Annotated in this window: 23 protein-coding genes, 1 tRNA gene and 1 riboswitch; of the genes, 14 read left to right on the top strand and 10 right to left on the bottom strand. The window is 70.2% G+C overall.

Annotation, left to right across the window (positions count from 1 at the left end):
* Positions 1 to 13 precede the first annotated feature (13 nt).
* The 3 genes from btuB to RDV84_RS02915 all read right to left on the bottom strand — a co-directional run bounded on the left by btuB (position 14) and on the right by RDV84_RS02915 (position 3,393).
* A complete protein-coding gene (gene btuB / locus RDV84_RS02925) occupies positions 14 to 1,864 on the bottom strand; it encodes a TonB-dependent vitamin B12 receptor (protein WP_309152386.1) in 1,851 nt (616 codons plus the stop codon).
* Positions 1,865 to 2,001: 137 nt separating this feature from the next.
* Positions 2,002 to 2,234, bottom strand: a riboswitch (cobalamin riboswitch).
* Positions 2,235 to 2,425: 191 nt separating this feature from the next.
* Positions 2,426 to 2,914 carry a TfoX/Sxy family protein gene (locus tag RDV84_RS02920; protein WP_309152385.1) on the bottom strand — a complete coding sequence of 163 codons (489 nt, stop codon included), beginning with the start codon at positions 2,912 to 2,914 and terminating at the stop codon, positions 2,426 to 2,428.
* Complete coding sequence (locus tag RDV84_RS02915; RefSeq protein ID WP_250446412.1) at positions 2,911 to 3,393, bottom strand: GAF domain-containing protein; 483 nt, start codon at positions 3,391 to 3,393, stop codon at positions 2,911 to 2,913. Before RDV84_RS02915 ends, RDV84_RS02920 begins: the two co-directional genes overlap by 4 nt.
* Before the next feature lie 163 nt (positions 3,394 to 3,556).
* Here RDV84_RS02915 and bioD point away from each other — a divergent pair, with 163 nt between their 5' ends.
* On the top strand, positions 3,557 to 4,243 hold the full coding sequence (gene bioD / locus RDV84_RS02910; RefSeq protein ID WP_309152384.1) for a dethiobiotin synthase: 687 nt from the start codon (positions 3,557 to 3,559) through the stop codon (positions 4,241 to 4,243).
* 234 nt (positions 4,244 to 4,477) lie between these two features.
* On the opposite strand, the gene RDV84_RS02905 is transcribed toward bioD, so the two are convergent.
* From RDV84_RS02905 to RDV84_RS02895, 3 genes are all read right to left on the bottom strand, one after another.
* Positions 4,478 to 4,888 (bottom strand): phasin family protein, encoded by a 411-nt coding sequence (locus RDV84_RS02905; protein ID WP_057946247.1) that lies wholly within the window; start codon positions 4,886 to 4,888, stop codon positions 4,478 to 4,480.
* A 313-nt stretch (positions 4,889 to 5,201) separates the two neighbouring features.
* Positions 5,202 to 5,558, bottom strand: a complete 357-nt coding sequence (gene queD / locus RDV84_RS02900; RefSeq protein ID WP_057949942.1) for a 6-carboxytetrahydropterin synthase QueD — start codon at positions 5,556 to 5,558, stop codon at positions 5,202 to 5,204.
* Positions 5,559 to 5,728: 170 nt separating this feature from the next.
* A tRNA-Met gene (locus tag RDV84_RS02895) sits at positions 5,729 to 5,805 on the bottom strand.
* Between the two features lie 125 nt (positions 5,806 to 5,930).
* Between RDV84_RS02895 and RDV84_RS02890 the strand changes: the two genes are divergently transcribed.
* The 3 genes from RDV84_RS02890 (at position 5,931) to bfr (ending at position 7,624) form a co-directional block, all read left to right on the top strand.
* Positions 5,931 to 6,557 carry an RNA pyrophosphohydrolase gene (locus RDV84_RS02890; protein ID WP_057946248.1) on the top strand — a complete coding sequence of 209 codons (627 nt, stop codon included), beginning with the start codon at positions 5,931 to 5,933 and terminating at the stop codon, positions 6,555 to 6,557.
* A 132-nt stretch (positions 6,558 to 6,689) separates the two neighbouring features.
* The gene (locus RDV84_RS02885; RefSeq protein ID WP_057949943.1) at positions 6,690 to 6,893 is read left to right on the top strand and encodes a (2Fe-2S)-binding protein; all 204 of its coding nucleotides are present in this window, start codon (positions 6,690 to 6,692) and stop codon (positions 6,891 to 6,893) included.
* A 254-nt stretch (positions 6,894 to 7,147) separates the two neighbouring features.
* Positions 7,148 to 7,624: a bacterioferritin gene (gene bfr, locus RDV84_RS02880; protein ID WP_057946249.1), complete on the top strand. Its 477-nt coding sequence runs from the start codon at positions 7,148 to 7,150 to the stop codon at positions 7,622 to 7,624.
* A gap of 461 nt (positions 7,625 to 8,085) precedes the next feature.
* Here bfr and RDV84_RS02875 read toward each other — a convergent pair whose 3' ends face one another.
* Positions 8,086 to 8,679 carry a DUF4126 domain-containing protein gene (locus RDV84_RS02875; RefSeq protein WP_078999304.1) on the bottom strand — a complete coding sequence of 198 codons (594 nt, stop codon included), beginning with the start codon at positions 8,677 to 8,679 and terminating at the stop codon, positions 8,086 to 8,088.
* A 71-nt stretch (positions 8,680 to 8,750) separates the two neighbouring features.
* Here RDV84_RS02875 and RDV84_RS02870 point away from each other — a divergent pair, with 71 nt between their 5' ends.
* From RDV84_RS02870 to RDV84_RS02830, 9 genes are all read left to right on the top strand, one after another.
* The gene (locus RDV84_RS02870; RefSeq protein ID WP_309152383.1) at positions 8,751 to 9,488 is read left to right on the top strand and encodes a DUF6776 family protein; all 738 of its coding nucleotides are present in this window, start codon (positions 8,751 to 8,753) and stop codon (positions 9,486 to 9,488) included.
* A gap of 3 nt (positions 9,489 to 9,491) precedes the next feature.
* Positions 9,492 to 9,935, top strand: coding sequence for a bactofilin family protein (locus tag RDV84_RS02865; protein ID WP_309152382.1), 444 nt, complete (start codon positions 9,492 to 9,494; stop codon positions 9,933 to 9,935).
* Positions 9,936 to 9,967: 32 nt separating this feature from the next.
* Positions 9,968 to 10,750: a DUF6776 family protein gene (locus tag RDV84_RS02860; protein WP_309152381.1), complete on the top strand. Its 783-nt coding sequence runs from the start codon at positions 9,968 to 9,970 to the stop codon at positions 10,748 to 10,750.
* Between the two features lie 331 nt (positions 10,751 to 11,081).
* Positions 11,082 to 11,456, top strand: coding sequence for an iron-sulfur cluster insertion protein ErpA (gene erpA / locus RDV84_RS02855; protein ID WP_057946254.1), 375 nt, complete (start codon positions 11,082 to 11,084; stop codon positions 11,454 to 11,456).
* A 31-nt stretch (positions 11,457 to 11,487) separates the two neighbouring features.
* The gene (gene nudC / locus RDV84_RS02850) at positions 11,488 to 12,432 is read left to right on the top strand and encodes an NAD(+) diphosphatase (protein ID WP_309153673.1); all 945 of its coding nucleotides are present in this window, start codon (positions 11,488 to 11,490) and stop codon (positions 12,430 to 12,432) included.
* A gap of 208 nt (positions 12,433 to 12,640) precedes the next feature.
* A complete protein-coding gene (locus RDV84_RS02845; protein WP_078999308.1) occupies positions 12,641 to 13,555 on the top strand; it encodes a regulatory signaling modulator protein AmpE in 915 nt (304 codons plus the stop codon).
* Positions 13,556 to 14,006: 451 nt separating this feature from the next.
* Positions 14,007 to 14,762 (top strand): RNA polymerase sigma factor, encoded by a 756-nt coding sequence (locus RDV84_RS02840; RefSeq protein ID WP_309152380.1) that lies wholly within the window; start codon positions 14,007 to 14,009, stop codon positions 14,760 to 14,762.
* Positions 14,759 to 15,775: a FecR family protein gene (locus RDV84_RS02835; RefSeq protein ID WP_078999311.1), complete on the top strand. Its 1,017-nt coding sequence runs from the start codon at positions 14,759 to 14,761 to the stop codon at positions 15,773 to 15,775. The genes RDV84_RS02840 and RDV84_RS02835 overlap by 4 nt, the downstream gene beginning before the upstream one ends.
* A gap of 92 nt (positions 15,776 to 15,867) precedes the next feature.
* On the top strand, positions 15,868 to 18,732 hold the full coding sequence (locus RDV84_RS02830) for a TonB-dependent receptor (protein ID WP_309152379.1): 2,865 nt from the start codon (positions 15,868 to 15,870) through the stop codon (positions 18,730 to 18,732).
* A 78-nt stretch (positions 18,733 to 18,810) separates the two neighbouring features.
* Here RDV84_RS02830 and RDV84_RS02825 read toward each other — a convergent pair whose 3' ends face one another.
* The 3 genes from RDV84_RS02825 to RDV84_RS02815 form a co-directional block, all read right to left on the bottom strand.
* Positions 18,811 to 19,230, bottom strand: coding sequence for a DUF2752 domain-containing protein (locus RDV84_RS02825; RefSeq protein WP_057946258.1), 420 nt, complete (start codon positions 19,228 to 19,230; stop codon positions 18,811 to 18,813).
* Positions 19,231 to 19,254: 24 nt separating this feature from the next.
* A complete protein-coding gene (locus RDV84_RS02820) occupies positions 19,255 to 19,587 on the bottom strand; it encodes a CD225/dispanin family protein (protein ID WP_057946259.1) in 333 nt (110 codons plus the stop codon).
* Positions 19,588 to 19,685: 98 nt separating this feature from the next.
* Positions 19,686 to 21,569 (bottom strand): MFS transporter, encoded by a 1,884-nt coding sequence (locus RDV84_RS02815; RefSeq protein ID WP_309152378.1) that lies wholly within the window; start codon positions 21,567 to 21,569, stop codon positions 19,686 to 19,688.
* A 499-nt stretch (positions 21,570 to 22,068) separates the two neighbouring features.
* Here RDV84_RS02815 and RDV84_RS02810 point away from each other — a divergent pair, with 499 nt between their 5' ends.
* Complete coding sequence (locus RDV84_RS02810) at positions 22,069 to 23,124, top strand: alpha/beta fold hydrolase (RefSeq protein WP_309152377.1); 1,056 nt, start codon at positions 22,069 to 22,071, stop codon at positions 23,122 to 23,124.
* The last annotated feature ends 65 nt before the right edge of the window (positions 23,125 to 23,189 follow it).

The following is a 23,189-nucleotide window of genomic DNA, read 5'->3' as shown; positions in this document are numbered from 1 at the left end:
CCACGCCCCGCGATCAGGGCTTGGGCGCGTAACGCAGGGTCACGAACCACTCGCGGCCCGGCTGGTTGTAGTACGACACGGTCTCGTACTCGCGGTCGAACACATTGGCCACCCGCGCCTGCAGGCTCAGCGCATCGGTGAACGCGTACTCCGCGCGCAGGTCGAACGTGCCGTAGCCGCCGAGGCGGTTGCTGTTGGCGACGTCGTCGTAGCGCGAGCCGTAACCCACCGCGGTGGCGCCGACGCGGAACTTGCCGAAGGCGCGGTCCAGGTCGATGCGCGCGCTGTGCTTGGCGCGGCGCGGCAGGTCGTTGCCGCGGTAGAAGCCGACCCGGTTCTCGGTGTCGAGCCAGCTCGCGCTCGCCGCCAGCGTCCACTCGGCGAAGGTGGTGTCGATGCCGATCTCGGCGCCGCGCATGCGCGCGCGTTCGATGTTGTTGGGCAGGTTGATCGCCGAGTCGAAGGTGATCAGCTCGTCCACGCGGGTGTCGAAACCGTCGATGCGCGCGTTGAAGTTCTCGCCGCGGTAGGCCAGGCCCAGTTCCCAGGTCTTGGACTCTTCCGGCTTGAGGTTGTGGTTGCCGAAGAACGGGTAGTACAGCTCGTTGAAGGTCGGCGCCTTGAACGCGGTGCCGTAGCCGACGGTGACGCGCCAGTGGTCGGCGAAGTTCAGGCCCCACGCGGCGCCGCCGGTGGTGTGGCCGCCGAACTGCTCGTTGTCGTCGCGGCGCACGCTGGCTTCGAACGACTGGTTGCCGAAGCGGCCCTGGTACTGGACGAAACCGGCCTTGTTGTCGCGCGAACGCTCGTCGTAGGTGGTGTCGCTGCGCACTTCGTCGCGCAGCCAATCGAAGCCCGCGCTCAGCACGTGGCCGTCGAAGAGGTTGAAATCTGCCTGCAAGGTCGCGCTGTCGCGGTTGGTGCTGAAGTACCCCATCGGCACCGCGCCGAGGAAGTTGTCGGAGCTGTCGACATTGCGCCCGCCGGTCAGCTGCACGTGCACGCGCTCGCTCGGCCGCCAGTCGATCTTGCCGCCGATCACCTGCTGCACGGTCTCGGAATAGTTGACGAAGCTGCCGTCGTAATCGTTCTGCCCTTCGGCGCGCAGCGCCTGGCCTTCCACGCTCCACTGCTCGTTGATCTCGACGCCGCCGCGCAGCGACAGCGCGTGGCTCTCGTAGCCGTCGCGGTCGGGCTCGTCGGTGAAGCAGCCGGCGAACACCGGGAAGCCGGCGCCGCGGCAGGCGTTGATGCCCTGGGTCTTGCGGAAGCTGTAATCGGCGCCGAACCAGCCGCGGCCGCCGCGGCCGCCGAAGCCGGTGCCGAACTCGACCGTGCCGTTGCTGCCGCCGCCGGCGTGCACGCGCGGGGCGAAGCCCTGGCGCTCGCGGCGGGTGAACACCTGGATCACGCCGCCGATGGCGTCGGCGCCGTACAGGCTCGAACGCGGGCCGCGCACGATCTCGATCCGGTCGATCAACTCCAGCGGCAGGTCCTGCAGCGAGGCCAGGCCCGAGGTCGGCGAACCGATGCGGAGGCCGTCGACCAGCACCAGCACGTGGTCGGATTCGCTGCCGCGCAGGAACAGCGTGGTCAGCTTGCCGGCGCCGCCCTGGTTGGCGATGGTGATGCCGGCGCGGCCGCGCAGCAGGTCGTTGAGGTCGCGCGCCTGGCTGCGCTCGATGTCGGCGCGGTCGAGCACGTCGACCGGGGTCAGCAGGTCGTTGACGCTGACCGCGGTGCGGTTGGCGGTGACCACGACCTGATCCAGGTCGGTGGGCGCACCGGCGGGCGCGGCGACGGCGGCCGCCGGCAGCGCGAGGGCGCCGGCGATGGCGAGGGACAGCAACTGGTAACGACGCATTGAAGCACTCCTGCGCGCGCGATCCTGCGCGCACGACGAACGGCGAAGGGCGGCGGCGGGGGAGGGCGAACGCAGGCGAGCCGGCGCGAAGGCGCGGCGACCGCCGCGATGCCCTCCGCATCGCAACCTGTGGGGGCTTCGGGGCCGGTCTCCGGACTTGCGGGCCGAACCGGCGGACCGGTTCCGGCGCGGCGCCTTCCCATGCCGGTGGCGCGAGGCCGGTGGCACAGTGGCGGTTGCCGCGCTGTCGACGCGCTTACCGTTGCGGGGGCAGTGCCGGACTGGCCGCGGCCGGATCGCAGATCCGCGCCGCCGGGCGTCACCGGCTTCCCGTTTCAACCCGGCGGCCTGGCCGCGGGGTCACCTCGAAGCGGGGCGCAGTGTACGCGAACCCGGCGCCGCCTGCCTGACCGGTCGGAGCCGCCCTAGGCCGCTGCAGGAGCGGCGCGAGGTGCGACCGCGCGGCGATCGCTCGCGTTACTGCTTTCGACGTGGCTGGGTTGCCGCGGTCGCGGCTTGCGCCGCTCCTGCAGGACGCGGGCGCAGCCGTGCGGCACCGGCTCAGTCGTGCCGGCCGCCCTCGTCGCGACCGTTGTCGCCGGCCGCGCCGTCGTCGTCGCGCTCGTCGCCGGCGCGTTCGTCGCCGGCGCCATCGCCATCCCCGCCGTGGCCGCCTTCCTCGCGGCCCGCGCCGAAGCCGCCGAAGCCGCCGAAGCCGCCGTCCTCATGGCGATCTTCGTTATGCACCGTCGTGCGCACCGGCGCGGCGGCCGGCTTGTTGCGCGGCGCCGGCAGCAGCGCGGTGGCCGCCTCGGCGGCCAGGATCAGCTCCTGGCGGCGCTCGTCGGGAATCTCCTGCCAATGGCAGTCCAGCAGCGCGCCTTCGATCGCGTAGAGCAGGTTCAAGGTCGGCTTGAAGCCGGCGCGCTTGACCCGCATGAACGCCTCGACCGTGCCGATCGCGGCGACGTCCTCGTGCGTGCGCAGCCCCACCTGGCGCAGCCAGGCCGCGCTCTTGGGGCCGATGTTGCGCATCTTGGTTCCGCTCATGCCAGCGACTCCACATACACCTGGGCCAAGGCTTCCAGGCCGGCCTGATCGTCGGCGTCGAAGCGGTCCGGGATCGGGCTGTCCAGGTCGAACACGCCGATCAGTTCGGCGCCGCGGGTCAGCGGCACCACCACTTCCGAGCGCGAGGCCGCGTCGCAGGCGATGTGGCCGGGGAACGCGTGCACGTCGGCCACGCGCTGGGTCTGGCGGCGGGTGGCGGCTGCGCCGCACACGCCCTTGTCGAGCGGAATGCGCACGCAGGCCGGCAGCCCTTGGAACGGGCCGACCACCAGTTCGGTGCCGTCGAAGAAATAGAAACCGACCCAATTGAGCTGCGGCAGGGCCTGGTTGACCAGCGCCGACAGATTGGCGGCGTTGGCGATGCGGTCGCGCTCGCCGTCGAGCAGGGCGCGGGCCTGGTCGACCAATTGGGCGTATTGCTCGGACTTTTGGCCCGAAAGTGTGGAGGCAGTAAACATCTTCGGAGTGTAACAGCGGCGTCCGCTGCGACTACCATGCCCACCGGGCGGCGCCGGGAAAGCGCGAGATCAGTCACAGGCGCCGCCGCCCCTTCCGACAAGCGCGCCGTCGGCCGCGCGGTCCCGTCCGCGCGCCGGGCGGCCCCAGCCGCGAGACTCCCGCATGACTTCTGCCCGCCGGCTCCCCGGCCTGTTCGTCACCGGCACCGATACCGGCATCGGCAAGTCGGTCGCCAGCGCCGCCCTGTTGCACGCCCTGCGCGCCGGCGGCGCGCGCGCGGTCGGCATGAAGCCGGTCGCCAGCGGCTGCGAGCCCGGCCCGGACGGCTGGCGCAACGAGGACGCGTTGCTGCTGCAGGCCGCCAGCGATCCGCGGCCGCGCTACGAAGACGTCAACCCGTACGCCCTGCCGCAGCCGCTGGCGCCGGAGATCGCCGCGGCCGAAGCCGGCGTCGAGATCGCGCTGGGTCCGATCCTGGCCGCGCACGCGCGGCTGGCCGCCCAGGCCGACACCGTGGTGGTCGAGGGCGTCGGCGGCTGGGCCGCGCCGGTCAGCGCTCAGCTCGACCAGATCGACCTGGTGCGCGCGCTGAAACTGCCGGTGGTGCTGGTGGTCGGCCTGCGCCTGGGCGCGATCAACCACGCCCGGCTGAGCGCGCGCGCGATCCAGGCCGACGGAGCCGAGCTGATCGGTTGGATCGCCAATGGCATCGACCCGCACATGGCGCGCGCCGACGAGAACTTCGAGATCCTGCGCCGGCGCCTGCCGGCGCCGTGCTGGGGCCGGCTGCCGCATGCGGCGCAGCCCGCCCCGGCGACCCTGGCCGGTGCATTGCGCCCGGTCTTCTGAATCCCGAACTCCTCCTGTAGGAGCGGCGCAAGCCGCGACCGCGGAGTTTCCGCTCGCGTCGCAGATACCGCCGCAGTCGCGTTGCCGCAGTCGCGGCTGGCGCCGCCCCTACCGGGCGCTTCCGATCCTCCGGCCGGGGCCTGCGCACCGTGCAAACGAAAAAACCCGACAGCTCGCGCTGCCGGGTTTCTTCATCGCATCGGGCCGCCGGGAGAGAGGCGGCGGCCGCGAGGCTTACTTGGCGGCCGGAGCGGCGGCCTTGGCCGCGGCCTTGGTGGCCTTCTCGACGTTGGCCTGGGTCGCCTTGGCGGCGGTCTCGACCTGCGACTTGGCCAGCTCGGCGATCGCTTCGTTGGTCTTCAGGGTGCGGCCGAAGGCTTCCTGGCCGGTGCTGACGGCGCGCTCGACGTTCTCGCGAGCCACCTGCACGCCCTTCGGGAACAGGGTCTTGAGGGCGTCGAAGTCGCGGGCCTCGGCGGCTTCGCCGAAGAAGGCGAAGGTGGCGTTGACGCGGTCTTCGATCGCGGCGATCTGCAGGCCGAACACGGCCTCGGCGTTGTCGAGGGCCAGGCGGTTGACCTGAGCGGCCGTGTCCGCGAACTGGCGCGTGGCGGCGGCGAACTGTTCGTTGAACTGCTGGTACATGGCTTAGCTCCTGAAAAGGTGGCCCAGACGGAGGGCGACTGGATTGTGCGATGCAGCATAGACCGGCTTTTGTTGCGCCGCAACATGGTGCCGACCAGCGGTCCTGAATCGTTCAGAAAACCTGCCGGTTCAGTCAGTTACGGGGTTGCTACCTGAATAGGCAAAGCGGCTTCGCTGCGCGGACCTGCGCCGATCCGCCCGGCCACGCTGGCGGGGGCGGATGTCGATACGGTGGCGCGCGCATGACCCGACCCGGAAGCGGGCGCGGCATCGGTTTGCGTCGCAGATGCCGGCGCGAAGCGCCGGCGCCGGGTCACTCGCCGCGGTAGCGGCTGCCGGCGGTGCAGGTCTCGTGGACCACGATTTCGCTCAGCAGCGGCAGCGCCGGCTTGAGCTGTTCCCAGATCCACACCGCCAGCCGCTCGCTGGTCGGGTTGTCCAGGCCTTCGATGTCGTTGAGGTAGTGGTGATCGAGCCGGTCGTGGATCGGCTGGAACGCCTTCTTGACGTCGGCGTAGTCCATCAGCCAGCCGCTGTGCTCGCCGATATCGCCGCGCAGGTGCACTTCGACCCGGAACGAATGCCCGTGCAGGCGCGCGCACTTGTGGCCTTCCGGCACGTTCGGCAGCCGGTGCGCGGCTTCCAGGGTGAAGACCTTGAAGATGTCGATGGCGGGCATGGCGGCGAACGGGTGCGGAGCCGGCGGCGCCGGCGCGTGGAAGACCGATGATCGCGCAGCGCCGGAGCCGGCGCGAACGCGGCGGCGGGATGCAGCGGTGCGGATACGAAAAAGCCCGCTGCGCTGGCGGGCCCTGATTGGTGTTGCGGCGCGTTGTTCTATGGTGGCTATGGGTGGACTCGAACCACCGACCCCAGCATTATGAGTGCTGTGCTCTAACCGGCTGAGCTACATAGCCACGGTGAGCCGCGCATTCTTCATGCCGGGGCCGGTCTTGTCAATCCTTTCGCGGCGTTTTGCCCGGCTTGTCCTCTGGCCGACCCCGTGGCAGAGTCGGAGACAGTGAAATTAGGAGTCCGCATCGTGATCGATCCGGACGGCTACAGACCCAATGTAGGCATCGTCCTGATGCATCCCGATGGCCGCCTGTTCTGGGCGCGCAGGGTGCATCGCGACGGCTGGCAGTTCCCGCAGGGCGGGATGAACAGCGACGAGACGCCGCTGGAGGCCATGTATCGCGAATTGCGCGAGGAAACCGGCCTGCAACCCCATCATGTCGAAGTGCTCGGCGCCACCCCGGGCTGGCTACGCTATCGGCTGCCGCGCAGGGCGGTGCGGCGCAACGACCGGCTGGTCTGCATCGGCCAGAAGCAGGTGTGGTTCTTGCTGCGGCTGACCGGGCAGGAATCGGATCTGTGCCTGGACGTGACCGACAAGCCCGAGTTCGACCACTGGCGCTGGGTCGATTTCTGGTACCCGATCGAGCACGTGGTGATGTTCAAGCGCGGCGTCTACACCAGCGCCCTGCGCCATTTGGCGCCGTTCGCGCGCCATGTCGCCGGCGACCAGGCGGTGCCGATGCCGTGCCCGGTCGCCGATGCGCGGCCCGACCCGCGCCGCGATGCCGGCCTCGGCGGCCGCCAGCACCAGCGGCCGCGCGCGCGGCCCGGCGGGCAGTCGGCCTGCGGCGGCTCCGAACCCGGCGCCTGAGCCGCGGCTCGGCAGGGTCTGGGCGGCTCCACCGGCGGCTTTGCCGAATTGGGCTGCCATTAATTGACAATCATTCTCATCCGTGGCGGAATGGTCGCGCAGCCAGCCGGCTGCCAACCGAAGACCAGCGCCGTGTACGTCTGCATCTGCAACGGAGTCACCGACCGCGATATCCGCCAGGCCGCCGAAGCCGGTTGCCGCAGCGTGTCCGAGCTGACCATGCGTACCGGCGCCGGCGCCAATTGCGGCAGCTGCCTGGACCTGGCCGGCTCGCTGCTGGAGCAGGCGCGCAACGTGCGCGAACTGCCGCTGTCGGTCCTGCAACAGGCCGCCTGACGCGGCCGCGACACGCCGGCGCCGCGGCTGCGGCGGCAGGCGCTCCCGGTCCGGAAACCGGGTTTCAGCCAGCGCAACGTTCCGCCCTACGAATTCCCGAAACGGCCGCCTCGCGCGGCCGTTTTCGTGTTCGCCGCCACAGTCCGCGCGGCTGCGTGCGAGCGATTCGCGATTACCGTTGCGCACGATTCGCGTTTCGTCATGGCCCGCGCGAAAGGGCTACAGTGCCGCCCATCGCAACGCAGGAGCCGGCCATGAAGGGCGACGCCAAAGTCATCGAATACCTCAACAAAGCGCTCTACAACGAGCTGACCGCGATCAACCAGTACTTCCTGCACGCCAAGATGCTGAAGAACTGGGGCCTCAAGGAACTCGCCGAGCACGAGTACCACGAGTCCATCGACGAGATGAAGCACGCCGACAAACTGTCGGACCGCATCTTGTTCCTCGACGGCCTGCCGAACTTCCAGGCGCTGGGCAAGCTGCGCATCGGCGAGAACCCGCGCGAACTGCTCGAGTGCGACCTCGCGCTGGAGCTGGAAGCGATCCCGCTGCTGCGCGAGGCGATCAAGTATTGCGAGACCGTCAGCGACTACGTCAGCCGCAAGCTGTTCGCCGACATCCTGGATTCGGAAGAAGAGCACGTCGACTGGATCGAGACCCAACTGGCGCTGATCGAGCGCATCGGCGAGCAGAACTACCTGCTGACCAAGATCGAAGACGCCTCGTAAGCGCCACCGCAATCGCGCAGGAACCTCGCGTTCCTGCCGCGGCCCGATCCACCCGCCAGCGCACGCCAGCCAGACGGATCGACCGCAAGCCGCGCAAGCGGCGACCTTTCTCCAGCCAGCCGCGGCGACACGCATCGCCGAGCCAGCCAGACGAAACCCAAGCCGCCGGCCCCGCGCCGGCGGCTTTTTTATGGCCGTTTCCGCGACATCCGATGGTTCCGCGCGGCGCTTCGGCGGCGATTCGCGCACAGCGCCCGTCATCGCGTCGCCCCGTCGGCTCCCTGTAGGAGCGGCGCAAGCCGCGACCGCGACAACGCACCTGCTTCGAAACCGACGGTGCCAGCGGTTGCCCCGCGGTCGCGGCTCGCGCCGCTCCTACAGTGGCTTCGGCCATGTCTCTCGCGCATGCAAAAACCGCCGGCTCGGGCCGGCGGTTTTCGGGAGCGGGAACGATCGCGGCCTCAGCCGGCTTCCAGCGCCTTGGGCTCGCGCTTGCGCCGCCGGAACAGCAGCCGCCACAGCCACCACAGCGCCAGGACCAGCACGAGGGTGATCGTCGCCACGATGCCCAGGCTCAGCCAGGGGTGGGCGAAGGCCAGCGCCAGCACCCCGATCACGGCGGCGTCCTCGGTCAGCGAGGCGGTCCAGTTGCTGATCGGTTCGGGCGAGGTGTTGAGCAGGGCGCGCGAGCCGGACTTGAGCAGGTGGCTGGTCAGGGCCACGCCGGCGCCGGCGGCGAGGGCGCCGGCGCCGAGCTCGCCGTCCGGCGAGATCGTCGCGGCGGCCAGGAACGCGCCCACCGGCACCCGCAGCAGGGTATGCAGCAGGTCCCAGCCCGAGTCCACGCCGGGAATCTTGTCGGCGAAGAACTCGCCGACCGTCAGCGCGCCGCACACTCCCAGCACCCACGGCGACTGGGTCGCCTGCAGCGCCGGCGGCAGGTCCAGCCAGCCGAGCATGCCGGCCAGGCCGACCCCGAACACGGTCAGGTAGACCCGGACGCCCGACAGCCAGGCCAGAACTACGCCAACTGCGAACAGGTGCGCATCGGACATCGCGGCATTCCCGTTAAGATTGAAGGTTGAGTATAGGTAAACCGGCGGCTGCGGGCCGTCGACGTCCCCGTATGAGCAAAACGCCGCCGCCCCGCTTCGTCATCGTCCAGCAGCAGCCGGACAAGCGACCTTATATCTGGTCGGCGGTGGGCGTGGCGTGGGCGGTATCGCTGGCCCTGGCTTGGTGGTGGTCGCAGTCGCTGGCCGCGCCGCAGCTGCCCAAGCTCAAGGTCGAGCTCGACCAGACCCGGCGCGAGCTGCGCCAGCGCCAGTCCGAACTGGACAAGCTGGCCCAGCGCGAGGCCAACCTGCAGCGCTCCGACCAGATCAGCCGGGCCGCCAACAAGCAGGTCCAGAGCTCGTTGGCCCAGCGCGAGGAGGAAATCTCCGACCTGCGCGCCGACGTGGCCTTCTACGAACGCCTGGTCGGCGCGACTGCGCCGGCCAAGGGGCTGAACGTGCATTCGGTGGAGTTCCACGCCGAGGCCGGTGGCACCTGGCGGTACCAGATCGTCCTGACCCAAAACCTGAACCGCGGCGCGGTGAGCAGCGGGGGGCTGCAATTCCAGGTCGAGGGGGTGCGTGGCGGCAAGCTCGCCAGCGTGGGTTGGGACGAGTTGCACCAGAAGTCCAAGGCGCCCGCCCAGGACTACTCCTTCCGCTACTTCCAGACCCTCGACGGCAGCGTGATGCTGCCGGCCGGGTTCACTCCGCAACGCATCCGCGTTTCGTTGCGCGGAGAGAACGCCTCGATCGAGCAGCGCTTCGCCTGGAAGAGCGGCGTCACCGTAACGACTGGGGAAACCTGACAGATGTTCAAGACCAACAGCAGCAAACCGGCCCCCCTGCGCGAAGGCCAGGTCGACACCATGATCGGCTCGCACGTGGTGATCCGCGGCGACCTGCAATTCAGCGGCGGCCTATATATCGAGGGCCGCATCATCGGCAAGCTGGTCGCCGTCGACGGCCAGCCGGCCAGCCTGACCCTGGCCGAGAACGGCAGCATCGAGGGCGAAGTACGCGCGCCGGTGGTGGTCATCAACGGCACCCTGCATGGCGATGTCTACGCCAGCGAGCGGATCGAACTGGCGGCCAAGGCCCGGGTCGAGGGCAACGTCCACTACAAGGTGGTCGAGATGACCGCCGGCTCGCAGCTGACCGGGCGCCTGATTCATGCCGACGCCCAGCACGCCGACGCCGCGGCCGCGCTGCCGCCGCCTGAAGCCGCGATTACCGCCGGCGCCCTGGTGGATTGAGCCGGCCCGCCGCCGCCCTCACGCTGGGGCGGATGAGCGAGGACACCAGCCCGACCCGACCCGCGCCCGCCGCCCCGGCGGCCGGCGCCGCGCACCCGTCCCACCGCTGGCGCCTGCCGGCGATGGCGCTGCTGGCCGCGGCCCTGGCCTTCGGCGCCTGGGGCCTGTGGCGCTCGTTCAGCGGCCAGGACGCCCCCGCGCCGGCCCCGGCCGGCGCCGCCGCCGCGACCCCGCGCCAGATGCAGGCCGAACTGGAGCAACTGCGCCAGCGCGTGGCCACCCTGAGCCGTTCGGACGCGATCAGCCGCCAGGCCAACCGCGACCTGCAAAGCGCCCTGGCCGAGCGCGACGAAGAGATTTCCGGCTTGCGCGCCGACGTGGCCTTCTACGAACGCCTGGTCGGCGCCACCGGCCAGCGCCGCGGCCTGACCGTGCATGCGCTGAAGATGCAGGCGCAGGACGGCGCGCCCTCGGCCTGGCACTTCACCACCACCCTGACCCAGAACCTCAACCGCGGCGCGGTCAGCGCCGGCCGGCTGACCCTGTTCCTGGAAGGCACCCGCAACGGCAAGTTGGAGAAGCTGGCCTGGACCGACCTGCGCCAGCAGGCCGACGCGCCGGGCGTGGGCTATTCGTTCAAGTACTTCGAGCAGGTCGAGGGCGATGTATTCGTCCCCGCCGGCCTGACTCCGGTGCGGGTGACGGTGCGGCTGGTGCCGCAATCCGGCGCCGCGGTCGAGCAGTCCTTCACCTGGGCCGACGCCACCCGCGAGGCCGCCGCGACGACCGCCGAGGCCGGCCGCTCCGGGACCTGATCAGGCCCGACGGCGCCGGGCCGCCCATCGCGCGGGCGCCCGCGAGGCGGATCGCGCCTTGGCGAGAATGGCCGCCCACCGCCCACCGCCCACCGCCCACCGCCCACCGCCCACCGCCCACCGCCCACCGCCCACCGCGCCGTGCCGTGCCGTCGCTGGAGGCCGCCCGCAGCCAGGCGCCCATTCCGGCAAATCCGTCCGTCGGCTGCCATTCCGCTGCGGTTTTCGCGCCGCGCCGGCGCGCACGCCACCCGGATTCAGGCCCGGCCGCGACCCGCAGTGTTCGCCTGGCGCGCTTGAATGCGCGGCGTGCGGCCTTATTCTTTAGCGCATGGAAATCGCCACGCTCAACTCCGCGCCGGACTACCAGTCGCTGGAGCGCCCGCTGCAGTTCACCTCCTCGGCCGCGCACAAGGTGCGCGAGCTGATCGCCGAGGAGGGCAACGACGCGCTCAAGCTGCGCGTCTACATCCAGGGCGGCGGTTGCTCGGGCTTCCAGTACGGTTTCGAATTCGACGAACAGCAGGGCGAGGACGACCTGGCGGTGCAGACCGACGGCGTGACCCTGCTGGTCGACCCGCTGAGCCTGCAATACCTGATGGGCGCGGAAGTCGACTACACCGAGAGCCTGCACGGTTCGCAGTTCGTGATCCGCAATCCGAACGCGAAGACCACCTGCGGCTGCGGCTCCTCGTTCGGCGTTTGACCGCGCCCGAGTGAACACCGCCGAGGCCGCCCTGAGCCAAGCCGCGCGTCCGTTCGCCTTCGTCGAGGCCGACGCGGCCTGGCGCGCGGCGCTGGATCGCGCCGATCACCTGCGCACCCAGCCCGAGGCCTTGTCCGAATTGTGGCCGCAGGCGCGGATCGTCGTGCTCGACGCGTCCGGCAACGCCCTGGCCGACGACGACGGCGCGTTGCGCGCGCCGCTCGGCCACGAACTCAGCGACGGCCCCGGCGGCCCGGGCGCGGCGATCTTCCTCGGCCTGGACGGCGAGGGCGGCGCCTGGTTCGCCATCGACGCCGAATTGGTCGCCTTCGAAGCGCCGCGCCGGGTCGATCTGCGCGCCGCCGCCGCGCACTGGCCGCTGCTGCACGCCAGCGTGTTCGCGCAGGCCCGCGCGCTGCAGTTCTGGCGCAACCGCAACCGGTTTTGCGGCGTGTGCGGCGGCGCGGTCGGATTCGAGCGCGCCGGCTGGCTGGGGCGCTGCGGCCAGTGCGGCACCGAACACTACCCGCGCACCGATCCGGCGGTGATCGTCGCGGTCAGCGACGGCGAACGTTTGTTGCTCGGCCGCCAGGCGGCGTGGCCGCCGCGGCGGTTCTCGGTGATCGCCGGCTTCGTCGAGCCCGGCGAATCGCTGGAGCAGACCGTGGCGCGCGAGGTGCTGGAGGAAACCGGCGTGCGCGTGCGCGACTGCCGCTATCTGGGCTCGCAGCCGTGGCCGTTTCCGGGCGCGCTGATGCTCGGCTTCGAAGCGCGCGCCGAGGCCGGCGAACCGCACAGCAGCGAAGAACTCGAGGAAGTGCGCTGGTTCACCTTGGAGGAGATCCGTGCGGCGATCGCGCGCGGCGAACGCGGCGCGGACGATGGCGAGGGGTATCTGCTGTCGCCGAGCATCTCGATTTCGCGCTGGCTGATCGAACACTGGCGCCTGGCCGCCGAGGACCGCTTGCGGCGTTGAGCGGGTTGAGGGACGCGCGGCTGCGGAACGAAAGGCATCGGGCCTGAAGGCCCTCGCACAGGAGCGGGCCGCGACCCGCTGCTTTGTGGGAGGGCCTTCAGGCCCGATGCTTTCGTCTCCGCCGCGATGCCCCCGCAACGCGACCGCGCCTGCACGCGGCCGCGCTAGAATCCGGGGGCCAGATTCGCCACGCCAGGAGCGTCGCCCGATGTCCGTCACGCTGATCGCCGCCGTCGTCGCTCTGGTGCTCGGCCATCTCGCCCAATCGCTGGCCGCGTCCTTGCGTCACTTCGGCTGGTACGACGACTGGCTGCGCTGGATCGACAGCCGCTTCCCCGAAGGCAGCTTCTGGCGCGGGCGCTGGGGCATCGTCATCGCGCTGTTGCCGCCGTTGCTGGCGGTGGGCCTGTTCCAGCTGGCGCTGGTCGAGCCGCTGATCGGCCTGGGCGGGCTGGTGTTCGCGATCTTCATCCTGTTCTACGCCTGGGGCCCGCGCGATCTCGATCTGGACGTCGAGGCGCTGGCCTCCGCGCGCGACGGCGCCAGCCGGCGCGAAGCCGCGGCGCGCTTGTGGCCGGACGGCGCGACGCCGGCGCTCGACGGCGGTTCGCTGGTCGAGGCGGTGTTCCGCAGCGCGCTGCGGCGCTGGTTCGGCGTGTTGTTCTGGTTCCTGGTGCTCGGCCCGATCGGCGCGCTGGGCTATCGGCTGGCGGCGCTGGCGGCCGAAGGCGAAGCCTCGCGCCGGCTGCCCGGCGAAACCCTGGCCGGCGCGCGCACCCTGCTGGCGCTGCTGGATTGGCCGGTGGCGCAACTGTTGACCCTGGCCATGGCCCTGGTCGGCAACTTCGACACCGTGCTCGGCGCCTGGCGCGAAGCCGGCGGCGCGAGCTTCAGCCTCGACAACCGCTTCCTCGGCGCGGTCGCGCGCGCCAGCGTCAAGTGCGAGCTGGCCGAAGAGGCCGCCGACTACGTCAACGAATCCGGCGTGCCGGGCCAGGCCGTGGCGGTCGCCGCCGGCGGCGAGGTGCCCGAGCTGCGCGACGCGATGAGCCTGGTCTGGCGCAGCCTGCTGGTGTGGCTGGCGGTGCTGGCGCTGTTCGTGATCGCCGGCTTCGTCGCCTGAGCCATTACGGAGCGGGGCCGGCGCCGCCGGTCTCGCCGCGGCCCGCCCGTATCCGGGCCATCCGCCCGCTGCCCGTTACGCACGATTTCGCGGAGCTTCGCGCAATTTCCGCACGCCGCCGCACGGCGAGGTAGGGGGGCGTCCGCCGCCCTGCGTTTGACAGTTCAGGTTGCGCGTAAATCGCCAGCCGCGCGAGCCTTCCTTCGTCGGCCACCCCGGCGTCGGAACGCGGTCCTGCCGAGGGGGCTGGACCATTCGCGCGCAGCGATCGGGCGCGACCGGGCCGACGCCTTCGGGCGGCGGCCGCGACGGCAGCCAGACAGCGGCGACAGCGACGAAGGAACGCGCTTTACGCGTACGCGGGAGCCCGGCGCGAAGACCGGGCCCCGTGGCCGCCTAGCGTGCGATCCGCGATCTTGCGCCGGTCATCACGCTTGCGGAGGAGTCGGATTTGGCGAATCGCTACACCTCGGTGTTCCAGCTCGGCTTGAATGAAGCCGGCATGGGCCAGATCGCAATGGCGCCGGTCACCGGCGCGCAGGACCGATCGGGCTTCGAGATGGGCTTCGTTCGCCCGGCCACGGAGGCTGGGCTAGTATCGAAGCAGATAACCGGGGCGTGGGCGAAGGTGGACGTGGGCGAGGAGTCATCGGCGGCGAACCAACCCGCGACCGCGCACCAGGACGGCGACCATTTCGTCGGCTTCCTGCGCGACAACCGCGAAGCGTTGATCGCGTTCCTGCGCAAGTCGGCGGCCTCGCACGAGGACGCGCAGGACATCGCCCAGGAAACGATGATGCGCATGCTGCGTTATCGCGACCAGCCCGCCGACGCGTTGAAGATCCTGATGTACCGCATCGCGATCAATGCGTTGAACGATCGCGGACGCCGGCAGAAGACCCGGCACGCGCCGGAGCACGTGAGCCTGGACGAGGACTATCACGCGCTGCCGTCGCCCGAACCCAGCCACGACCAGCGCGTGGCGACCGAGCAGGAACTGGCGCTGGTGCGCACGGCGATCATGCAGTTGCCGGTGCGCAGCCGTCAGATCTACCTGCTCAACCGCATCAACGGAATGAGTTACACGCAGATCGCGAAACACTGCGGCATTTCTGTAAAGGCGGTGGAGAAGAATATCGGCCGGGCGCTCGCGCTGTTGCGCGCGCGCATGAAGGAAAGCGGCTACGAGACCTTGCAAGAGCCATGAATACGACACAGCCCACATCGACGAACGCCACCGACCACGCCCTCGCCGGCGCGGACGAAGGCAGCGCGGAAGCCTGGGTGGCGCGGCTGGATTCGCCCGAATGCACGGCGCGCGATCGCGCCGAGTTCGAGCGCTGGCTCGACGCCCGCCCGGACAACGTGACCGCGTACGTCGAGGCCGAGCGCGCGCACCAGGCCGCCGCGCAACTGGCCGGGGACGAGATGCTGCAGGCCGCCGCGCGCATCGCCTGGCGCCAGAGCGGGCGCGAAAGCGCGCGCTCGCGCTGGTGGGTGCCGACGACGATGGTCGCGTCCTTGCTGGTCGCCACCGTGGTCGGCGTGGGCTGGCTGCGTTCGCCGGCGCCGGTCGACAGCGTCCGCTACGTCACTCAGGTCGGCGAGCAGCGTTCGCTGCGGCTGGCCGACGGCACCCAGGTCATGCTCGACACCGATTCGGTCATCCTCGCGCGCTTCGGCGACGAGCGCCGCGAGGTCGAGGTCGACCGCGGCCGGGTCCAGTTCCAGGTCGCCGCCGATCCGGCGCGGCCGTTCTCGGTCAAGGCCGGCACCGGCACCATCCGCGACATCGGCACCACCTTCCAGGTCAGCAAGAACGGCAGCGAGGTCAACGTCGGCCTGATCGAAGGCGCGGTGGTGATCTCCAACGGCCTGGCCCAGGCCGGCAGCGCGCTGCGTCCGGGCCAGCAGCTCAGCTACGACCACAGCGGCCGCATGACCCCGCCCGAGCCGCTCGACCTCAGCGTCGCCCAGTCCTGGCCCGGCGGCGACCTGGTGTTCAAGAACCGGCGCCTGGACGTCCTGCTCGCCGAGATGAACCGCTACTCGGCGACCAAGCTGCGTCTGGCCGATCCGAACCTGGGCAAGATCACGGTCAGCGGCGTGTTCCACATCGGCGACCAGGCCGCCCTGCTGGAAGCGCTGGAACAGGGCTGGTCGTTGAAGGCGGAACGTGCGGCGGACGACGAAATCGTCCTGCATCGCAATCCGGGTTGAGCCCCCTGGCCGCCACGGCGGTGATATGGTTGGACAGCGCCAACGACAGGGGGCGCACGGTTCAGCTGTAGCCCGATCGATGCGGTTGGTGGATGGCCAAGATTTCCCATGCGTTCATCGTTTCCGTCGCGCTGACGTTTTCGCCCGTTGCCGGGGCTTTGCCGGCCGTCCAGGGCGATAGTCCAGCCGATGGCTACACCATTTCTCCCGGCGCGTTGGACGACGCGCTGAACGCGTTCGCCACCGGTAATCGTTTGCAGCTGATCTATTCGCCGGCCCTGGTGGCGCGCCGGCGCACCGCCGGCCTGCGCGGCCGGCCGCCGGTACGCGAAGGTTTGGCGCAGTTGCTGGAAGGCACCGGCCTCACCGCGGTGGCCGTAAAAGCCAATGTCTACTTGCTGCAGCCGGCGCCGCGGGCGCGGCCGCGGCCGGCCCCGGCGGTGCAGACCGGGACCCCGCCGGCCCCGGCGCCGCACGGGCCGACCACGACCGAACTGGACACCGTCCACGTCACCGGCTCGCGCATCGGCCGGGCCGTGTTCGAAAGCTCGCTGCCGCTGACCCTGATCACCAACGAGCAGATCCGCAGCAGCGGCCACCAGACCCTGTTCGACGTGCTGCGGCTGTTGCCGGGCATGAGCGGCCACCACCCGCGCAACGTCGCCACCGAGAACGGCGCCAGCCAGGTGCCGTCGGCCGCCGCCGCCTCGGCCAGCCTGTATTCGCTGGGCCCGCGCGCGACCTTGTTCCTGGTCGATGGCCGGCGCATGGCCAACTACGGCCTGATCTCGACCGACTACGGCGCGCTGACCGACCTCAACGGCATTCCGTTGAGCATGGTCGACCACATCGAGATCGCCCACGGCGGCGCTTCCGCGATCTACGGGGCCGACGCCATGGCCGGCGTGGTCAACATCATCCTCAAGAAGGACTACCGCGGCGCCGAGGTCGGCGCGAGCTTCGGCGTGTCGCAGCGCGGCGACGCCGAGCAGCAGCGCCAGTACGCCAGCTTCGGCGAGCAGACGCCCGGCGGCGGCAACGTGTTCGTCAGCGTCGACCACTTCACCCGCAATCCGCTGATCGGCAGCCAGCGCAAGTGGGCGACGATGGACCAGCGCCTGAGCGGGCAGGCCGACGGCCGCTACCTCGCCGGTTACTTCGACGGCTACCAGATCAGTCCGATCGAGGGCTGCGAGAACACCACCGCGCCGGGCGTGGTCGACGAGTCGGCCCGCTGTTCGCTGGACCAGGCGCGCTACGTGAGCCTGCAGCCGGGCATCACCAGCAGCGCGCTGTACGCCTATTTCCACCAGCCTTTCGGCCAGAACAAGGAGTTCTACGCCGACCTGCGCGCGACCCGGGTCGGGCTGGAAGTGCAGAATCCGCCGTTCAGCGCATCCTTGCGCCTGCCCGATTCGCACCCCGACGCAGGCGGCGGCCGCTGGCTGAACTATTGGTTCTCCGACGTCGGCCCGATCCGCAGCCGCAGCATCACCACGACCCGCGACTTCACCGTCGGCGTCAAGGGATTCCGCGACAAATGGGAGTGGGACGTCAGCCTGGCGCAGCGGCGCAACAAGGTGGCGAACCGCATCACCGGGTTGATCAACGAGCCGGCGGTGACGCAGGAAGTGCAGACCATGTCGCTGCGTTTCGACAAGGCCGCGACCAACGAACCCAAGGTGCTGGCCGAAATCGCGCCGCAGACCACGATGGGCGGCGAAATCGTGCTGGACATGTTCTCCGCCAGCGTCGAGGGCCCGCTGTTCGAGCTGCCGGCCGGCGAGGCGCGCCTGGCCGCCGGCGTCGAGGCCCGGCGCGAGGTGCTGCGCGCGCGGCCCGACGAGGACTTCGTCCAGGGGCACGTGGCCTTGGCCCAGGAGTTCGACGCGCGCCGCGCCAGCCGCAACACCTCGGCGCTGTACGGCGAGGCCAACGTGCCGCTGCTGCAGAAGCTGTGGTTGAACGCGGCGTGGCGGCTGGACCGCAGTTCCGGCTACGGCAACCAGATCTCGCCGATGTACGGCCTGCGCTGGCAGCCGCTGCGTTCGCTGGTGCTGCGCGCGACGATGGGCGAGGGCTATCGCGCGCCGACCCTGGCCGAACTGCGGCGGCCGCTGATGATCGGCCAGGACACGGTCGGTCGGCTGGCCGAGGATTTCCCCGTGCCGTGCGCGGTGTCGCTGCACGACGCGGAAGGCACCGAGTACTGCCAGGTCGACGTGCGCGCGGGGGTCAACCCCAAGCTGCGTCCGGAGATCTCCACCAGCCGCAACTTCAGCGTGGTGTGGACGCCGACCGAGGACCTCACGGTCAGCCTGGACCGCTACCGCATCCATCGCCGCAACGAGATCGTCGCCACCGCTTCGCTCGAGTACCCGAAGCTGTTTCCGAAACAGCTGGTGCTGGACGAGTTCGGCCAGGTCACCGAGGTGATCCGGCAGCTCGACAATTACGGCAGCACCGACGTGCGCGGCTGGGAGCTCAGCGCCGAGTACCGCATGCCGACCCGGCGCTGGGGCAACTTCGCCGTGCGTCTCAACGGCCACTACCTCGACACCTTGCGGCGCGGCGTGCACTCGCAGGTGCCGGAGCTGGATTACGCAGGCTTCGGCACGCCCAACCGCACCGTGCTCGGCAGCGTGCGCTGGAGTTACGGCGATTGGAGCGCGACGTTCAACGCGCGCTACATGGGGCCGGCGACGGTGCTCAAGAGGACGCCGGACCAGCCGTGCCCGAAGATGGCGTTCCGCACCATTTGCAGCACGCCGAGCGCGACCCTGCTCGGCTTGGACCTGACCTACGAAGGCTTCGACAAGTGGCTGTTCGGCCTGAACGTCAGCAACCTCAACGATCGCCGGCCGGTCAACTACGACTACAGCGCCGGCGGCTACAGCCTGGTCGACGACGATCCGGTCGGGCGCTATTACCTGGTCAGCGCGATGTATCGGTTCTGAGCCGCGCGCCGGTTCGGGCGCGGCGATGACGATGGGCGGCGGCGGTGCGTTATCTACGGCGCGCCGCCGCGACGCGTTTCAGCCCGGCGCGAGCCAGGAGAACGGCGGCCACGGCAGGTTGCGCAGCACCCAGAAGCCGCCGAGCAGCGGCAGCCAGAACTTCGCGCTGGTCAGCGCGGCGATCGCGCGCTGCGGCACGGGCAGGCGATAACCGAGGCTGTGCAGGGCCAGCAGCGGCAAGGTCAACAGCAGCAAGGGCAGCAACGGGTTCATCGCCACCGCCTGGGCGAGGTCGCCGTGCACCAGCGCGTGCGCCGCGCGGGTCATGCCGCAGCCCGGGCAGTACAGCCCGGTGAAGTGATAGAACATGCAGCCCGGCAGCGGGCTGCCGGCGGCATTGGGATCGACCCGCCGCAGCACCCACGCGCCGGCCGCAGCGACCGCGCCGGCGGCAGCGACGGTCGCGGCGAGCGCGTAATGGCGGGCGGGCGCCTGCATGGCGGCGATGCGGTAAGCGCGGGCTCAGCGGCCCTGCGCTTGCCGCACCTGCTCCAGGAATTCCTGCGACATGAACGACGCGCCTTCGATGAAGAACGACAGGATCGTCCACAACACGCCGACCGCGACCAACGCGGTGCCGATCCAGCACCACAGCTTGGCCTGCTCGGACGCGCGGCGCGCGCCGGCTTCGTCGCCGGCGGCGAGCTTGCTGCCGACCTGGCTGCCGAACACGATCGCCACCACGCCCGGCGCGGCGCCGATCAGGCAGCAGAAGCAGGCGCCCAGGACGGTGACGATGATCGACCAGACCAGGTAGTTCGGATACGGCGACCCGGCGACGACGGGCTGATTCATGGCGGACTCTCCCCTGAGCCTTCGACCCGCGCCGGAACGGCGGCGGCTGCGGGCATCCTAGCAGCGCCGGCGCCGTCGCGGCACGCCGGGTGCGCGCTTCAGGCGCGATCCCCGCGCAGCGCCCGCACCTGCGCTTCCAGCATTTGCGCGGTCAGCCCTTGCGGATCGCGCGGCGGATCGGCGACCACCTCGACCTGCGCGCGGAACCGGCGCGGGACCCGCATCCGGCGCAGGCGCGAATCGCGCTTGCTCCACATGCTGCTCCACATGCCGCGCAGCGCCATCGGCACCACCGGGACCGGGTTCTTCTCCAAAATCCGTTCTACCCCCGACTTGAACGCCGCGATGTCGCCGTCCTTGGTCAGCGCGCCCTCGGGGAAGATGCCGACCAGCTGGCCGTCGGCCAGCGCCGCCTCGATTTCCTCCATCGCCCGGCGCAGCACCTCCGGGTCTTCCTTGGCGCCGGCGATCGGAATGGTCTTGGCGGTGCGGAAGATCCAGTTCATCACCGGAATGTTGAAGATCTTGTAGTACATGACGAAACGCATCGGCCGCGACACGCTGGCGCTGAGGATCAGCGGGTCCATGTAGCTGACGTGGTTGCACACCACCAGCGCCGCGCCTTCGTCGGGAATGCGCTCGGTCCCGGACACGCGCAGCCGGTACAGCCCGCGCACCAGCACCCAGCTGAGGAAGCGCATCAGGAACTCGGGCACGATGGTGAAGATGTAGATCGCCACCAGCGCGTTGAGGATGCCCAGCGCCAGGAACACCTGCGGAATGGTCCAGTGGAAGAAGCGCTGCACGATCACGCCCAGCGCCGCGGCCAGCACGATGAAGGCGGCGTTCTGGATGTTCATGCCGGCGATCACGCGCGACAGTTCGTTCTTCGGCGAACGGTTCTGGATCAGCGCGAACAGCGGCACCACGAAGAAGCCGGCGAACACGCCGATGCCGACCAGGTCCATGACGATCCGCCACGACCCCGCGCTGCGCACGAAGCCTTCCACGTCCAGGCCCTTGGCCGTGGCCATGCCGGGATGGGCGAAATACAGGTCGACCATGAACGCGGTCATGCCGAACGCGCCCAGCGGCACCAGGCCGATTTCGACGGTGCGCGCCGACAGCTTTTCGCACAGCATCGAGCCCACGCCGGTGCCGATCGAGAACAGCGCGAGCGCGAAGATGTACAGCGTCGGCCCGCCGCCGAGATTGTCCTCGGCATAGCCCGGCAGCTGCGAGGTCAGCACCGTGCCGACGAACCAGAACCACGACACGCCGAGGATCGAGTTGCGCACCGCCGGCTGGCGCCGGGTCATGCGCAGGATCTTCACCGACTCGGGAATCGGGTTCCAGTTGATCTTGAGGTCCGGTTCGCCGGCGTCGGCGCGCGGGATCATGCGGCTGACGATGTTGCCGGTGACCGCCAGGACGACGATCGCCGCCGCCGCGACGATCGGGCCGTGCGCGCCGGCCAGGGTGAAGATCAGGCCGCCGAAGATCATGCCGGCGAGGATCGAGATCGACGTGCCCATCTCGACCAGGCCGTTGCCGCCGGTGAGCTCCTCGGGCTTGAGCACCGACGGCAGGATCGAATACTTGACCGGCCCGAACAGCGTGGACTGCAGTCCGGTGCAGAACAGCGCGACCAGCAGGACCGACATGTTCTGAGTGAGGAAGCCGACCGCCGCCAGCGACATGATGGCGATTTCCATCGTCGTGGTGATGCGGATGAGCTTGTGCTTCTCCAGCTTCTCGGCGATCTGCCCGGCGGTGGCCGAGAACAGGAAATACGGCAGGATGAACAAGGCCGGCGCGAGGTTGGTATAGAGCGTGCGCTGCTCGTCGCTGACGCCGAGGTAGAACAGCAGGCCGATGATCGCCTGCCGGTACACGTTGTCGTTGAAGGCGCCGAACGCCTGGGTGAGGAAGAACGGCAGGAAGCGCCGTTGGGTGAGCAACGCGAACTGGTTGTGCGCCATGCCGTCCTGCTGTCCGGTCGGGTCCGCACCCGGATGTGCGGCTCATGCGAAGGATTCGCGCTGGGAGCCTAGCAAAAGGGGCTTGCGGGCGTGTAGCCGGGCGCGGCGGGATCGGATGGGGATCGGGCGGGTAGCGGAAAAGTAGCCTGGGTGGGCCGTCGGCTTACACCGTTGCCGGGGGGCGGTCGGTGTCTGCCTGCTCCTGCGGTTCGCAGGCTCGACCGGGCTGCGAGAGGCGATGCGACCGCGCGACAGGGCCGCGCAGATGGCGTCTGGGCCAGCCGTTCGCAGAAGCGATGCGGGCGCTTGGCCGCGAGCGACTGCGGCGGATGGCGCGGGCGCCGCGCGCGCGGCCTGCCACGCGATTGTCCATGTGTATCCCAGTGTATCCAGGCGCCCGCTGCGCGGCGCTCGCATACAAATCCCCGCCTGGCCGGACACGCCGCAGATACCCGGCCCCGGTCCAATGCCCTGGCACGCCCACTGCCCAGGAGCCGTCATGACCGCCACCCCGACCGACCGCCCTCTCGATGCCCAGCGCCGCAGCCTGCTCGGCGGCGCCGCCCTGGCCCTGCTCGCCGGGCCGCTCGGCGCGGTCGGCGGCATCGCCCCGGCCTTCGCCGCCGCGCCGCGCAAGACCGTCGCCGCTGGCCCGGCGGCCTGGGGCGCGCTCAAGCAGATCGACGCCGGCGTGCTGCGGGTCAGCTACGCCGAGCTCGGCCCGCGCGACGGCACCCCGGTGCTGCTGCTGCACGGCTGGCCCTACGACATCCACACCTACGCCGAAGTCGCGCCGATCCTCGCCGGCCAGGGCTACCGCGTGATCGTTCCCTCTCTGCGCGGCTACGGCGCGACCGCGTTCCTGTCAGCCGACACGCCGCGCAACGGCCAGCAAGCCGCGCTCGCGGTCGATGCCATCGCCTTGCTCGACGCGCTCGGCATCGAGTCGGCGATCTTCGGCGGCTGCGACTGGGGCGCGCGCACCGCCGGCATCATGGCGGCGCTGTGGCCGCAGCGCTGCAAGGGCCTGGTGTCGGTCAGCGGCTACCTGATCGGCAACCAGCACGCCGGCCAAGCGCCGCTGTCGCCGAAGGCCGAGTTGCAATGGTGGTACCAGTTCTACTTCGCCACCGAACGCGGCGAACGCGGCTATGCCCAGAATCGCGACGAATTCGCCCGGCTGATCTGGGAACTGGCCTCGCCGCAATGGCGCTTCGACGACGCCACCTTCGCCCGCAGCGCGGCGGCGTTCGACAACCCCGATCATGTCGCCATCGTCATCCACAACTACCGCTGGCGGCTCGGACTGGCGCAAGGCGAAGCGCGTTTCGACGCCTTGGAGGCGCAACTGGCGAAAGCGCCGAACATCGTCGTCCCCACGATCACCCTGGAGGGCGACGCCAACGGCGCCCCGCACCCGCCGGCCGATGCCTATGCGCGCAAGTTCGCCGGCAAATACCAGCACCGCGAACTCAAGGGCGGCATCGGCCACAATCTGCCGCAGGAAGCGCCGCAGGCGTTCGCGCAGGCCATCGTCGACGTTACCAGGCTCTGACGAATGCCTGGCTGGCTCCCTGTAGGAGCGGCGCGAGCCGCGACCGCGGATCTTCACGCTCGCGG

Source organism: Lysobacter yananisis, from assembly GCF_031199375.1.
GTDB classification, from domain to species: Bacteria; Pseudomonadota; Gammaproteobacteria; order Xanthomonadales; family Xanthomonadaceae; genus Lysobacter; species Lysobacter yananisis.
This window is presented reverse-complemented; position numbering and strand designations above follow the sequence as displayed.